Source organism: Weissella uvarum, from assembly GCF_016908785.1.
GTDB lineage: Bacteria > Bacillota > Bacilli > Lactobacillales > Lactobacillaceae > Weissella > Weissella uvarum.
The window spans coordinates 296,852-309,101 of the sequence record NZ_JAFBEO010000002.1 but is presented as its reverse complement, the minus strand read 5'-3'; the positions used below and the strand labels follow the sequence as shown (position 1 = coordinate 309,101).

28 protein-coding genes and 1 tRNA gene are annotated in these 12,250 nt (G+C 36.3%); 24 read left to right on the top strand and 5 right to left on the bottom strand.

Annotation, left to right across the window (positions count from 1 at the left end; all coding sequences use genetic code 11):
- Nucleotides 1-100 precede the first annotated feature (100 nt).
- The 4 genes from JOC36_RS04180 to JOC36_RS04165 form a co-directional block, all read right to left on the bottom strand.
- A tRNA-Ile gene (locus JOC36_RS04180) sits at nucleotides 101-174 on the bottom strand.
- A 55-nt stretch (nucleotides 175-229) separates the two neighbouring features.
- Entirely contained in the window at nucleotides 230-676 is a 447-nt protein-coding gene (locus JOC36_RS04175; protein WP_205145251.1) for a hypothetical protein, read from the bottom strand.
- A 78-nt stretch (nucleotides 677-754) separates the two neighbouring features.
- The gene (locus JOC36_RS04170) at nucleotides 755-1,171 is read right to left on the bottom strand and encodes a hypothetical protein (protein WP_205145250.1); all 417 of its coding nucleotides are present in this window, start codon (nucleotides 1,169-1,171) and stop codon (nucleotides 755-757) included.
- A 3-nt stretch (nucleotides 1,172-1,174) separates the two neighbouring features.
- Complete coding sequence (locus JOC36_RS04165) at nucleotides 1,175-1,540, bottom strand: helix-turn-helix domain-containing protein (protein ID WP_205145249.1); 366 nt, start codon at nucleotides 1,538-1,540, stop codon at nucleotides 1,175-1,177.
- Nucleotides 1,541-1,812: 272 nt separating this feature from the next.
- Between JOC36_RS04165 and JOC36_RS04160 the strand changes: the two genes are divergently transcribed.
- The 4 genes from JOC36_RS04160 (at nucleotide 1,813) to JOC36_RS04145 (ending at nucleotide 3,242) form a co-directional block, all read left to right on the top strand.
- Entirely contained in the window at nucleotides 1,813-1,959 is a 147-nt protein-coding gene (locus tag JOC36_RS04160; RefSeq protein WP_205145248.1) for a hypothetical protein, read from the top strand.
- Between the two features lie 244 nt (nucleotides 1,960-2,203).
- The gene (locus tag JOC36_RS04155) at nucleotides 2,204-2,464 is read left to right on the top strand and encodes a hypothetical protein (RefSeq protein WP_205145247.1); all 261 of its coding nucleotides are present in this window, start codon (nucleotides 2,204-2,206) and stop codon (nucleotides 2,462-2,464) included.
- A 12-nt stretch (nucleotides 2,465-2,476) separates the two neighbouring features.
- Nucleotides 2,477-3,031, top strand: a complete 555-nt coding sequence (locus JOC36_RS04150; RefSeq protein ID WP_205145246.1) for a Rha family transcriptional regulator — start codon at nucleotides 2,477-2,479, stop codon at nucleotides 3,029-3,031.
- Nucleotides 3,032-3,044: 13 nt separating this feature from the next.
- Nucleotides 3,045-3,242, top strand: coding sequence for a Thoeris anti-defense Tad2 family protein (locus JOC36_RS04145; RefSeq protein ID WP_205145245.1), 198 nt, complete (start codon nucleotides 3,045-3,047; stop codon nucleotides 3,240-3,242).
- Between the two features lie 161 nt (nucleotides 3,243-3,403).
- On the opposite strand, the gene JOC36_RS04140 is transcribed toward JOC36_RS04145, so the two are convergent.
- Entirely contained in the window at nucleotides 3,404-3,637 is a 234-nt protein-coding gene (locus tag JOC36_RS04140) for a hypothetical protein (protein WP_205145244.1), read from the bottom strand.
- Between the two features lie 72 nt (nucleotides 3,638-3,709).
- Here JOC36_RS04140 and JOC36_RS04135 point away from each other — a divergent pair, with 72 nt between their 5' ends.
- The 20 genes from JOC36_RS04135 (at nucleotide 3,710) to JOC36_RS04040 (ending at nucleotide 12,215) form a co-directional block, all read left to right on the top strand.
- Entirely contained in the window at nucleotides 3,710-3,949 is a 240-nt protein-coding gene (locus tag JOC36_RS04135; RefSeq protein WP_205145243.1) for a hypothetical protein, read from the top strand.
- Nucleotides 3,950-3,961: 12 nt separating this feature from the next.
- Nucleotides 3,962-4,174 (top strand): hypothetical protein, encoded by a 213-nt coding sequence (locus JOC36_RS04130; RefSeq protein ID WP_205145242.1) that lies wholly within the window; start codon nucleotides 3,962-3,964, stop codon nucleotides 4,172-4,174.
- 217 nt (nucleotides 4,175-4,391) lie between these two features.
- Nucleotides 4,392-4,598, top strand: coding sequence for a hypothetical protein (locus JOC36_RS04125; RefSeq protein ID WP_205145241.1), 207 nt, complete (start codon nucleotides 4,392-4,394; stop codon nucleotides 4,596-4,598).
- A gap of 18 nt (nucleotides 4,599-4,616) precedes the next feature.
- A complete protein-coding gene (locus JOC36_RS04120; protein WP_205145240.1) occupies nucleotides 4,617-4,820 on the top strand; it encodes a hypothetical protein in 204 nt (67 codons plus the stop codon).
- 5 nt (nucleotides 4,821-4,825) lie between these two features.
- The gene (locus tag JOC36_RS04115) at nucleotides 4,826-5,032 is read left to right on the top strand and encodes a hypothetical protein (protein ID WP_205145239.1); all 207 of its coding nucleotides are present in this window, start codon (nucleotides 4,826-4,828) and stop codon (nucleotides 5,030-5,032) included.
- Between the two features lie 12 nt (nucleotides 5,033-5,044).
- Entirely contained in the window at nucleotides 5,045-5,251 is a 207-nt protein-coding gene (locus JOC36_RS04110) for a hypothetical protein (protein WP_205145238.1), read from the top strand.
- Nucleotides 5,251-5,415: a hypothetical protein gene (locus JOC36_RS04105; protein ID WP_205145237.1), complete on the top strand. Its 165-nt coding sequence runs from the start codon at nucleotides 5,251-5,253 to the stop codon at nucleotides 5,413-5,415. Before JOC36_RS04110 ends, JOC36_RS04105 begins: the two co-directional genes overlap by 1 nt.
- A gap of 11 nt (nucleotides 5,416-5,426) precedes the next feature.
- Nucleotides 5,427-6,122 (top strand): AAA family ATPase, encoded by a 696-nt coding sequence (locus tag JOC36_RS04100; RefSeq protein WP_205145236.1) that lies wholly within the window; start codon nucleotides 5,427-5,429, stop codon nucleotides 6,120-6,122.
- A gap of 2 nt (nucleotides 6,123-6,124) precedes the next feature.
- Nucleotides 6,125-6,685 (top strand): DUF669 domain-containing protein, encoded by a 561-nt coding sequence (locus JOC36_RS04095; protein ID WP_205145235.1) that lies wholly within the window; start codon nucleotides 6,125-6,127, stop codon nucleotides 6,683-6,685.
- Nucleotides 6,685-7,572: a hypothetical protein gene (locus JOC36_RS04090; protein ID WP_205145234.1), complete on the top strand. Its 888-nt coding sequence runs from the start codon at nucleotides 6,685-6,687 to the stop codon at nucleotides 7,570-7,572. The genes JOC36_RS04095 and JOC36_RS04090 overlap by 1 nt, the downstream gene beginning before the upstream one ends.
- An 11-nt stretch (nucleotides 7,573-7,583) precedes the next feature.
- A complete protein-coding gene (locus JOC36_RS04085; RefSeq protein WP_205145233.1) occupies nucleotides 7,584-8,978 on the top strand; it encodes a DUF5906 domain-containing protein in 1,395 nt (464 codons plus the stop codon).
- A 254-nt stretch (nucleotides 8,979-9,232) separates the two neighbouring features.
- Entirely contained in the window at nucleotides 9,233-9,625 is a 393-nt protein-coding gene (locus JOC36_RS04080) for a RusA family crossover junction endodeoxyribonuclease (protein WP_205145232.1), read from the top strand.
- A gap of 152 nt (nucleotides 9,626-9,777) precedes the next feature.
- Nucleotides 9,778-10,296 carry a hypothetical protein gene (locus JOC36_RS04075; protein WP_205145231.1) on the top strand — a complete coding sequence of 173 codons (519 nt, stop codon included), beginning with the start codon at nucleotides 9,778-9,780 and terminating at the stop codon, nucleotides 10,294-10,296.
- An 82-nt stretch (nucleotides 10,297-10,378) separates the two neighbouring features.
- Nucleotides 10,379-10,600 carry a hypothetical protein gene (locus JOC36_RS04070; RefSeq protein WP_205145230.1) on the top strand — a complete coding sequence of 74 codons (222 nt, stop codon included), beginning with the start codon at nucleotides 10,379-10,381 and terminating at the stop codon, nucleotides 10,598-10,600.
- Nucleotides 10,593-10,985 carry a hypothetical protein gene (locus tag JOC36_RS04065; protein ID WP_205145229.1) on the top strand — a complete coding sequence of 131 codons (393 nt, stop codon included), beginning with the start codon at nucleotides 10,593-10,595 and terminating at the stop codon, nucleotides 10,983-10,985. The genes JOC36_RS04070 and JOC36_RS04065 overlap by 8 nt, the downstream gene beginning before the upstream one ends.
- Nucleotides 10,985-11,314, top strand: coding sequence for a hypothetical protein (locus JOC36_RS04060; protein ID WP_205145228.1), 330 nt, complete (start codon nucleotides 10,985-10,987; stop codon nucleotides 11,312-11,314). Before JOC36_RS04065 ends, JOC36_RS04060 begins: the two co-directional genes overlap by 1 nt.
- Nucleotides 11,314-11,544: a hypothetical protein gene (locus JOC36_RS04055; protein ID WP_205145227.1), complete on the top strand. Its 231-nt coding sequence runs from the start codon at nucleotides 11,314-11,316 to the stop codon at nucleotides 11,542-11,544. The genes JOC36_RS04060 and JOC36_RS04055 overlap by 1 nt, the downstream gene beginning before the upstream one ends.
- Entirely contained in the window at nucleotides 11,531-11,821 is a 291-nt protein-coding gene (locus tag JOC36_RS04050; protein WP_205145226.1) for a hypothetical protein, read from the top strand. Before JOC36_RS04055 ends, JOC36_RS04050 begins: the two co-directional genes overlap by 14 nt.
- Before the next feature lie 2 nt (nucleotides 11,822-11,823).
- Nucleotides 11,824-11,979, top strand: a complete 156-nt coding sequence (locus tag JOC36_RS04045) for a hypothetical protein (RefSeq protein WP_205145225.1) — start codon at nucleotides 11,824-11,826, stop codon at nucleotides 11,977-11,979.
- Nucleotides 11,976-12,215, top strand: coding sequence for a hypothetical protein (locus JOC36_RS04040; protein WP_205145224.1), 240 nt, complete (start codon nucleotides 11,976-11,978; stop codon nucleotides 12,213-12,215). Before JOC36_RS04045 ends, JOC36_RS04040 begins: the two co-directional genes overlap by 4 nt.
- Nucleotides 12,216-12,250: the final 35 nt, after the last annotated feature.

The following is a 12,250-nucleotide window of genomic DNA, read 5'->3' as shown; positions in this document are numbered from 1 at the left end:
TGATCGTATCGGTTTTAGCGCCGTTCATCATTGACGCAATTAAACGTTACTTACGTAAGTAGTGTTTTGCTCCACTTCGGTGGGGCTTTTTTATTGCAAATGAATCATGTTGGACTCGAACCAACGACCGGACGGTTATGAGCCGTCTGCTCTAACCAACTGAGCTAATGATTCAGAGAAGCTTTTAAAGTCTTCACGGTTGGACTATCTTGTAGTAGGCATTATCTGTTTATTGCTCGATTAAAGATTTTAAACTGCTTAACTTTTGTTGCTGGTAAGCTAGATTTGCTTCTTGAATGCCATCTAAACCAATTATGTGCATAACATCTTTAAAAAAGTTAGAATCTTGAAATGCATCATATAAAAAGTCATCATTTAATTCTTGGGGCATATTGTAGTCGATATCACTCATGTACTCGAATACAATGATTTTACCTTCAGTGCTATCAAGAAAAACACCACTTTGAGGGCTAAGTTCAATATAAAATGTATTTTGGACTTTTATCTGAGAACCGTCTCGTGCAATTAAGTTGAAATCCGGAGACATTATGTAAGCATTAATGATATTTAAATTTTTCTCTAGTTTATTTTTATAGACCTGAACTAATTTAGCTGCTATATTAGTTAATTCTGTTAGAATGGGGCTAACTTTTTCTTGATATATTGAGTCATCCATAACTTTACTCCCATCAGCTTTTAGTGTGGATCAGTTTATTGCACATATATGTATGCCACCTTCGGGTGGCTTTTTTATTTAGCCAAATTTAATCATTTGATTTGACTCGCTTGTATTTGGCTTAAGTGCTTCTGCAACATCATCTTCATAATCGTTTGGTGTTCCTGTAACGGTCATAAATGTTAGCCAGTTGTTAGATCCTTCATAAGCTTGCCATCTGTCCAGAATATAGTCTAATGCCAAATGATGCGCCTCGGCTTCATCTTTATTTCGAACATCATATTCAGTCCATTGTCTGTGATGTTGATTTTTAGCATGCTCATATTCTTCAGCTAATTCAAAAATAGTGGTGCTATCAGGATTATACATAATGACGCTTGCTTTGCAGTCTGTAAGTGCATGGGTTGAAGATAGTGGAACTTGTTCCACAGAAAAGCCTATTTGCTTAATTGATTTTAGGATATCTTCAATAATCCATTCTTCAATTGTATCCATTAGCTAATCCTCTTTTCGAGGGTACTTAGCAAGCACAGCTTTAATGATTTCCCAGTCTTCATCACTGATTGGCCTACCACCGGCTGATATTAAATCGTCACGTTCAGAGTCATCGACTTTACGCAAATCTATTTTTTCAGTTACAGCATTCGATTGTTTAGGGTGCATCTCATCAGTGTTACCCAATAGGTAATCTACTGATACGCCCAGGACTTCGGCGACGGCTTTAACGGTTACCCGACGAGGTTGCTGTTCATTGTTTTTCCATTTATATATTGTGTTTTTTGATAATCCGGCATCCTCAGCTACTTTTTGTAGACTCATGCCTCTATCTCCGGAAATCTTTTTTGTGCGCTCAAATAGCGTCATATCAATACTCCTTAGGATTAATAAAAATTAAAAAGATAAAAAAAGATAAAAACGCTTGATTAATTTTACCCCTAGGGTTATTATTAACTCATCAAGTAATAAAGCAACTCAAAAAGCAAGTAAATATCAAGCGTACTTTTAGTGAGTTAGAAGTGATAGATACAGCTGTTCGTTGCGGTTTTTAACTATGCACTCATTTTACCCCTAGGGTAAAAGATAGTCAATAAAAAATACTTGTTTAGTTACACTACGTTAGAAAGGAGGATGAAATAATGTCAGGACAGTCTATTGAAAAATATAAAGCCGTCAATTCATTGATTATTGAAATTTCTAAAGATGGGCAAACAAAAACCAATCCAGCAATGGTGCAAGCGTTGGCTGAATTGGTAAATGCTACTTCTACTATGCAGTCGTTCTAACGTATACAACTTTGTCAGATGTGAAGTAGAACTTATGTTCGTCGTCGGTGTTCAAGGTTCCTATAAAAGCATCACGTTCACGACGAATATGGTCGAATGTGAGACTGCTTCCGTCTATAAATTGTACAAGGACACGTTTATCACTTAGCAAATTCAAAAAATCATCCATAATATTTCTCCTTTCATTCAGTGTGGGGAGTATCAAACTCAAGATAATTATAGCAGTAAAAAAGGAGGTAAAAATATGGTAGAAACATCAATTGTCAATGAAATGACAACTGCACAAGCACGGGCACGTTTAAATTGGTCACTAATTGACTTCAATAAATATTTAAAGATGAATGGATTTAAGCGTCCAGAATTAGCTCAACAAATTGGAGTAAGTAAAAAATATGTTGATGATTTGTTAACTGATAAGACTCGTGGAGCTGGAGCAATAGAAAAGTATCAACAGCTAATGAATGTCACTGGTTATAAAGGTGACAACATTTATATCGGAAAATAAGGAGGCGTAACAATGGAAAACGTAATTATTGTAGAGAATGGCGAACCGATGACAACTTCCTTAGAAGTAGCTGAGAAATTTGAGAAAAACCATCGAGACATTTTAAAGGCTATTGATTCGGTAATTAAGGGTCTGCGAAAAAGTTCGCAACCCCAAAAAGTAGATGAACGGTTTATCGAAGGTACCTATGTGCATGAACAAAACAATCAAACATATCGAATGTTCAAAATGACTAAAGATGGATTCATGTTAGTAGCCATGGGATTTACTGATAAGAAATTTATGGATACGAAAGTGAATTATATTGATTCGTTTAATGGAATGCAGAAGCAACTTGAACAACAAGCACAACGTCAATTCTTCATACCAGAAACAGTTGATCAACAAATTGAACGTGAGAAGCTTGCGTTACGAAAACGAACAGCTGACACATCACGAGCTCGTGAAATCCGCTCATGGGCAAAAGCTTTAAATAACACTAAGGAAGTGATTTCATTAGCTACTCCAAAAGTATTGAGTATGTTGCTTGATATTCCGGAAGAACAATTAGCGCTAGAAGGACGATAAGGAGAAATAGGTGATGAATATTCAAAAAGCAACAAAAAAAGCCATTGCTCAAGGTAGAGGAATGACTCGGCCTGGTTTCCCCAATAAGTGCTGGCTTCTCCCAACCAATACACCAGAGCGTGTAATTATTTTTAAGGATCGTGAGAAACTTTCTAAATGTTGGAATCCAAATGCTGAAGATTTAATTGCAGATGATTGGATTATTAAATGAAAAAATAAAAACAGGAGGCATAGAGATGAAATTAACCATTGAAGGCACAGAAGAAGAAATAAAAAACACGCTCCAAGCTATTGGTAGTAGCGATGAACGTAAAGAAGATATTTCAATTTCTTCAATAGATAACAGTGAAAATATAGTTGTTCCCAAACCTGTTAGTGAGCATCTTCGTCACCAAGAAGCTCAAGCATGGTCTGCAATACTAGGGCCTCACAATAATCCTTGCTGATTTTTGTACCAGTAATGATTGTTTGATCATTTTCAGTCATATCGTGGTTAACTTTATTGGTTTCGTCTGCAACATTTTTAAAGTGTTCAGGCGTAAAAATAGTTGCATAAGCTTTATCTCGGGCGGAGTAAAAAGCATTTTCTATTTCATTCTTCTCCATTTGTTTTCTCCTTTCTTTAGGGACTAGGCAAATGAGCCAGTAAACACATTATAAAACAAAAGAGGTATAAACATGACACTACGAGAACAAGCACAACAAGCAGCAAAGCAAGCAAATGCATTTGAAACAGCAGTTGCAGAAATTACTGATGATTTGAAAAATGCTGCTGCGAAATATGAAACGTTGTCTTATCAAAAAGGAACATCAGAAGACCGGCTATTTAATTTTGTTAAATCACATCAAGAGTTCTTTGAAAGTGAAGGCTTGCAAGTAAATAGTGACGGAATGAATGTGTATCTTTCATGGGTATAAGGAGACAACAGAATGGGAAAAGCTATTCCATATAAAGGGGGGCAAACTGTAATTCCTGGAGAAGTAGCAACGTTATTAGGCAAATCATACGACTGGTTTCATGATAATTTGCAGTATTCAAAGAAATTCATGAAGGAAGTTCCGAATAAGACACCAGGTTCGAGAGCAACGTATGCATATCACGATGTTATTCGATTTAGGGATTTATCAAATTGGGGTATATAGAAAGGAGGCTAGAAAATGTTTGGAGGATTAGTTGCAGTAATTTGGACAGTATTCGCAGCGATTGGATTTGGAGCGACGGTCGATTACTTTTCAAAACGTTGGGCAAAAAAATAAGCGCACTCTGCTGCAACAGAGAACGCTTAGCAAATGGGAGTATAAACATTAGGACATGTAAATACTCCTCAAATATAGCACAAGAAATTGAGGACAATCAACTATGCAAGCAATAATTACACAGACACAGCAAAATGCCTTACTTAAGAAACAAGCATTAAATCGATTATCGCGGACAGCTTTAGCTGAACAGTTAGGGTTATCAATCCCCACCGTTCGCTCTGTACTAGACACAAAGCCACCCTTTGCAGTAAATAGCAAAACATTCACAGCAGTGAATAATTGGTTAATTGAACAGTTGGATGATTAAACAAATTATGGAGGACAAATGGCATATATACCAGATAAGCAGTTAGACCCACCAGATGACGAGCAACCAATAGCGCTTGACTTTGAAGATAGTGAGCTTTATGACGGTGACATTGTATGGATGGATACAGATGGAAACTATATTGACGACGATGTAGTTGACTCATATTTTGAACAATATTTGCGCTTTATGGGCGCTGAACGAAAAGAACTAGGAGAATAAAACTCATGACAGAAAAATTAATTTTACGCGCTGAAAATAAGAAAGATAAGGAATACAATCCCGTATTTATCTCAAGTGATACGCATTTAAAGTTAAAGCAATTATCAAAATCAACAGGAATTCCAATGCGGACTTTAGCCGATAAAATGTTCAATTTTGCATTAGAAAATTCAACAATTATCAATTCTGAAGATGGGAGCAATCCAGAATAGGAGATTTCACTGATGACGGCAGAAGAACAATATTTGAGTAATCATTTTTTTAATCCTTTAGATGAACCTAAGACAATGGGCGTGGACTTATTGGGGAACTCATTAATTGAAGGAGATGAAGTATACAAGGCCGAAAAAGGACTGCTTCTGGTTAGTGCTTTAACTAAAGGGCAGAAAGAAATGGCTAAAGCACTAGAACTACGAAAGGTGGCGTTGTAATGGCTAAAACAGATATTGAAAGACATGTTGATTTGGCAATTGAACACATTGCGAGCGTTCATTTTCAATCAATTAGAGGTGAGTCAAAAGAGATGGTACTTCAGGCTTTAGGTGAGATTGAAACTACAATCAATCAAGCTATCGAGGCGGTAAAGAATATGTAGGAGGGCTAGTAATGCCAAAATATTTTAAAGAAGGCACAATCCCGGATGTTGGCGATATGTATTTCATTTATGGGGGGAAAGGAACTGGGAAAACTAGTTTATCCAAGAACTTCCCTGGCTTGAAATTAATGTTCAATTTTGATGGTTCAACTAATGCCATTGCTGATACTGATGATATTCGAGTTATTGCATATGATCAAGGTGATGCCAAACAAATTCAGCGTCAATTCATGTACGACTTTAATCAAAATGTTTACAAGAAAGATGAACAAGGCAATGTAATCATTAATCCAGAAATTGGCACGATTGTATTAGATAACGTAACGGCATTGCAGAACTGGGTTATCGACAATATTGAGAACGGTGCAAAAGACGGACGGCAAAATTGGAACTTAACTCAAAAGTGGTTTCGAGATTTGAGTTTCTTATTACGAAAGACACAATTACCTATTTTAGCAACAGCGCACGAAATGTCTGGTGACGTTGTGGGATTATTTAAGCCAGATATGAATGAAAAGACATTTAATGCATTTGCATCGACATTTGATGTGGTGGGGCATATCTACAAAAGTGATGGTGAAAACACGATTGATATGGATCCAGAAAATGGTAACAAAGGTGCAAATCGACTGGATAGTCGTAAAACTATCAAAGCAAACGAATTACTAAATATTAATACAGAAGAAACGAAAGAAGAGGAAATTTAACTATGGCTTTTACTTATGACGCAAACGACATTCGCATGGCATCTACAGGACTTGAATTTGGAGGAGAATACAACGTAAAAGTTATTTCTGCTGAATTTAAGGGGAAGACAAAAAATGGCAATGACTATGCAACAGTACGTTTCGAAGTTTTAGATGGTGACCAACAAGGCGCTCAAATCACGCATGTGTTTATGGATGACGCAGAGACAGAACGTCCATTCCGTTATCGTGAAATCAATGCCATGCTTGCTGGAATGAATTATCAAGGTAGTGGACAAATGACTTTGCAATCCTTGATGCCACAAATTATTAATCAACAACTGGCAGTTAAAGTTAAGAAGTTTGAAAAATCAACAAATGATGAAGGCCGTATTTACTACAATCCACGTATTGAAGACTTTGGTAAATACATGGCTAGTGGTTCAAAAAGCGACAAGCAAAATCCACGACCAAGTAATGATGTTAATTCTCAACCAACAAATGGTGGCTTTAATCCTGCCGACCAAGGTATGACACCACCACCTATGGCACCACAAGGAGACCCATTTGGTGGAGGGTTCTAATGTATGCATTCAAGAAATCAGGCATTTATGGAGACTATGATGTCCTTGATGAGCTTGATGTAGTTACTTATGCCGAGTCTTTACCAGCAGTTCATGAACCAATTGAAGATGTTAGTGAATTCAAAAAAGTATCGGCACAATATTTTACGCCGTCAAATTTGAAAGATGGTCTAACAAGAAGTCGAGAGAATATTAAAGATGTGCAAGGCATCATTTTTGATTTAGATCGTGTCGATAATTGGCATGATTTAATGAGTGATTTTTACGAAATGCTCATTAAAAGCAAAATTGAAATGTATCTTTGGAAAACACCATCTGCATTAGCTTTAGACGGCAATCATGAAAATGGAACACGATTGTATATCCCGCTAGGAGAGCCGATTAGGCCAGAGTTATTACCCCAAGCCGTTGAAGAAGTAGCTAAGTTACTCATTATTGGGGACTTCAATATCTTAAACTATGGTGCTGATATTCAAAGCTCTAAAACGATTGGTCGCTTAATGGGATTGCCATTACAGAAACAAGATACGATTGTTCCATGGGATTTGGAGAATAGAAAGCGATACAAAATACAGGCTGTTTTGGACAAATCAATTTCTACTTTTCAATCTACCAGTGAGAGCGACTTTGTTGGTGCTATGAGTGACGAGCCAACGGTAGAAAATATGACTAACTTTATTAATAACTACACGGAAAAACACGACATTACATTCAATGTCGGTGAGCGGGATAACTCATTAACTAGGGTTTTTGGCGCATTGAAAAAGGCGTTCTCAAATATTGATAGTGATGACCTACTAGATGCATTTTATGAAGCTGGGGTAGCGCAGACTTTAGACAATCCGGAAAAAGACATCGCTAATAAAGCTAAACGACTACTTAAGTAGAAAGGAGGGCTATGGCAAACGCAATTAGACTAAAATCGGTCGTTAATTTCAATTCGTTACGCATTCCTTTTTCTGAAGCAGATGAAGTTGATGGCGGTATGAATACCGACTTTGTTAATCAATTGAGTTGGTTACGTTTAGATATTCAGAAGAACGGCAAGTACAAGTATTCAATTAGTTCAGTTATTGATTTTGCTAGTTGGCTGATTCAATACGACAGTATCGTTATTAAGAATGATTGGGGATACATCTGGAACGGCTCGTTTTGGGATCGGGTTCCTGTTAAACAAGTTACCAATATGATTGATGTTTCAATTTCAGTAATCACTGACCGGCTAAAGGTCAGCTCTAACAAGAAGCGAGAGTTACAAAAAGATGTTAAGCCGTATTTAATTGAGTATTCACGTAGTTTTGATGATTCGCCTAAGACTAACTATATTGGGTTCAAGAATTGGACACTTAATGTCGCAGAAAATAGTTTTTTTAAGCCAAAAAAAGAGATGGCTATTATCGATGGCTTTGATTTTGAACCAGACCCAAATAAAGTTCCTGAAACTTGGGTAGCATATGCCAAATATATGTTTGGTGAAAATGCTAGGTTTCTATGGGCGTGGTTGGGATATGCTTTTCAAGCTAATATGGATTGGAAACAGGGCGCACTGTTCTTATTAGATCCAGTTGGTGGCACAGGTAAAACGCATTTTGTAACTAAGGTTACTCAAGCGATGTTTGGTAGCAGTCGAGTAGGTGCTTTCAAGTTAAAAAATTTGCAAGGAAATAATGCCCGTTTTGAAACAGCCCGTTTTGTAAATAAATCGTTAATGGTTGATGACGATGCTACAAGAGTCAGATTTAAAGAAGATGATACGTTCAAGTCAGTTACTGGTGGCGGCCTCTCCCCAGTTGAGCGGAAGGGGATTGACGGAACGGATTATCGGATTACAGCGAAGATGATTGTTAATGTGAATGAAATGCCCATTTTTAATGACAGCGGAGCAATTAAAAGACGGTTGCACATTATCAAAACAGTAGCCCCTGTAGCAACTGCTGAAGAAATCAAGAAGCGAGATATTTTATTTCCTAATGCTAAGCTGGAAGAAGAAAAGCCAATGTTAGCTACATATGCCATTGAGCAGTACCAACAGGCCGTTAAAGAAGATTGGCAAATCGTTGGAAATATTGCAGATGATATTGTCGCACTTGATCCATTTGAACAATGGCGCCAAACGTTAACGCCACAAGTTGGGAAAGCTGGAGATTTGTATGCAGAGTATGAACAGTATTATTTGAACTTAAATTTATCTGATACTGATAAGCCAATGAGTAAACAGGCTTGGGGTCGCAAAATGATTAATTGGTATGAAAAAGTTAGAAAGCCAGATGCACTTTATTATGACGTGAAGTGAATGAACGATATTTGAATAATGAACGATATATGAACGATACGATGAACGATTATAGGCCGGTGTATAGCCATCATGAACGATATGAACGATATTTCTTTATTTTTACTATATTTAGAAATTTAATTAAAAAATAAAAATAAAAGAATAAAGAGCGTTTTTCATTCATATCGTTCACAAGCCCAGTATAAAGCCATTTTTACTGAGAATATCGTTCATAATATCATTCATTATCGTTCATCGATTTTGGAGAAATAATGAGTCAGAAAATTTTTGAAGCTTTGATTGAGCTAGATAATGATTTTGGTAGTGGGAATGATTTACAACATAACACGAAAACTAACACGGTTTATCGTGGTGCAAAATATCGTGCTTACAAAGATGAATTGATTGAAGCGTTGGACGAACTCAATGATAAGTTTCACGTTCAAGTTCATAAGGGGGACGAGTTAGCTGTAAATCTTACGTTCTATCAAACGAACGTTAATCAAACAACACGAGCAACTAAAGATTTGGATAACATGGAAAAGCCGACTTTAGATGCGATGCAAATTGCCTTGGGGTTTGATGACTCACAAATCGTTAAAAAGGTTAGTCAAAAACAAAGTAATTTCACAAGAGCATTGAGGATAGAGATATGGAAAGCCTAGATAAAGAAGCACAGGCAAGAGGTTACCGTAATTGGCGTGAATTGGAATATTATGAAGGGGAAAATTTTGCTAATGAATTAAAGCGAGATTTGGAATACAGGTAAAAATGAAGGATAGCGAGAGCGGGTAAGTGGTGGGAATTAGGAGAAGAAATGGGTATTAAACAGATTGAAAACTACCAAGTGTCTGATCATGCCCAAGAACGACTAACAGAACGGTTTATGACTAGTAAATCACATGTTAGAGCATGGTTAACTAATTTCAATATGACGGCTCAAAAAGTTAAAGACCAAAACAACGGTACTGAACTATGGCGTAGTAATGATGTGTTTATGGTTATTGATGCAAGTAAGAAAACGATTGTAACGGTATATCCTAAACCAACATCAGATCATATTGTTATTAGCGATATTGTGACGGATTACAAAGCACAAGCGGATTTAAATACGCTAGCCTTTAAGCAAATTCAGAAAGCACAAATTAAATTTGGTGAAGATATGTACGTGCCTTTAATGAATTTGGACTTATTAGCTCATCAGTTGCGTTCTAGCGAAGACATGGCTAATTCATCGGAAATATATGAAAAGCTTGTGAGCGGACTTGCTAGGGTGCAAAAACAAGAAGAAAAAGTTGAAGCATACATTTCAGATATGCAGAAGTTAATTGATTAGGAGAAGAAATGATTTGGTTTTTATTACTAGGATGGGGTGGAATTATCGCCGTATTTCTTTGGTTGCTTGGGAGGATGGATAAATGAGTAAAAAAAGTTATCAGCGATACATCATAGAATTTATCGTTATGGCTGTTTGTAGTTTGATTTTAGCGGTTTATTTTGCTTGTCAGTACGACAATGTTAGCAATGAAAATAAGCGACAACAGACTTTAATCGATAGTCAGAAGAAACAACTTAATGCAGATGAGAAGTACATTAACTCTCTAATCAAAGAAGCAAATAAGGAGCGAAATGATGATTAAATTAAGTGAAGAAGCAATGAAACAATTGAACAAGTTAAAGGTTAAAGTGGATTTTTTGACGCCTTCGGGTGCGTTATCAGAATTAGATGAAGATACCGCACTCTATGATTTATGGTACGAAATCAACAACCACGGAAACAGGACACATAAACAATATTTGCTGATTGATGAGCTTTATGGAAAACATCAACATTTTGAAGAAGAGAAGCCTAAGAAGTATATTGTGCGTGCTACAGATGATAGCGATCAGAGTTGGTATTTATCACGAAATGATTATGGAATTATGGATATGGTGCCCGCTTTTATGATTGCAACTACATTTGATACCAAAGAAGAAGCTGAAAAATGGACGAATCCTTTAACTGAAGTTGTGGAGGTTGAATAATGAAATTTGATGAAGCTATAGACAAGATTTATTTAAATGCAAAAGGTTGTATTTTAGACGCTACGGTTAGTGTGCATTTAGTAAAAGAAGTGCTAATCAATCTAGAGGAAGAATATGCCAAGCCTGTACGAATGACGCGAGAAGAATATAACAATATCATGAAGCTAAAAGAAAATGGAGTTAATCCATTTGATATTGCCACAGTTAAAAATGGTTCAGAAGAATATGATGAATCTGTTGGTAATGAATTAATGTATAGAACATTAAATGTGGAAAACCTAATGCGTGCATGGTTACATCCTGAATTGATTAAGGTGGTAGAAGAATAATGTTTGAAACATTTATGAAAATTGCGTCTATTGTAATAATGATTGAGCTGATTGCTGGTATGACATTATTTTGCTTTAACTGGTTACATAATTCGTGGTTCAATTTTAAGAACTTTCGTGACATCAATAAGCAGTTGAAAAATGGGAAAATTAAGTGGGATGGTGTAAGAGTTTCAAAAAATGGTATATATCCAAAAGCTATCAAGGAGATAGACGATGAAAGTAATTAAAAAGCCAGTGCCTGTTGAGGTATGGCAAATACCTTTTGAACCAGATATGAACTGTTTCCTTCAGACTTTACCTAAAGAGGTTAGAGTTAAGGTTGCAATTGATTATTTTAGTGGAAATCCAATGCTAGAAGGTCATATCAAAAAGATGAGTATTATTTCCCTAGAAGGTGAAATGGACGCTAAGGTAGGAGATTATATCGTTCAAGGTGACCATGATGATGTTTGGGTTGTTCAGCGAGAAATCTTTGAAGATACCTATGACATTGTGGAGTGTTAATAATGAAAATTTTAGGTATAGATATATTAAAATTTGCCGAAGAAGTAGATAGGGGCATGCAGGAAAGTCAAAAAAAGCATGAAGAGATGGAACGAAGCAATAAAGAGTTCAGTGATCGTGTTAGGAAGGATATGAAACGTAGAGGAAGTATGAGATGAATAATTTAGTTGAGTATGATTCTGAATTTCGAGATTTACTAAAAAAGCGTGTTGATTATAGCATGGCATATGGGAATGGAAAACACGAGACGATGTCAGAGCAGATGGTTGCAAACGATATTGGAATTTCTTATACAACACTCCGTAAAGTTTTGAGAGACAAGAATAAGCACACTATTACTAGGGAAAAATATAATCAAATTAATGAGTGGATGAGCAAAAATAAAAACGCCTAGCAGTTGCTAGACGCCTTACACGAAAGAAATCGACA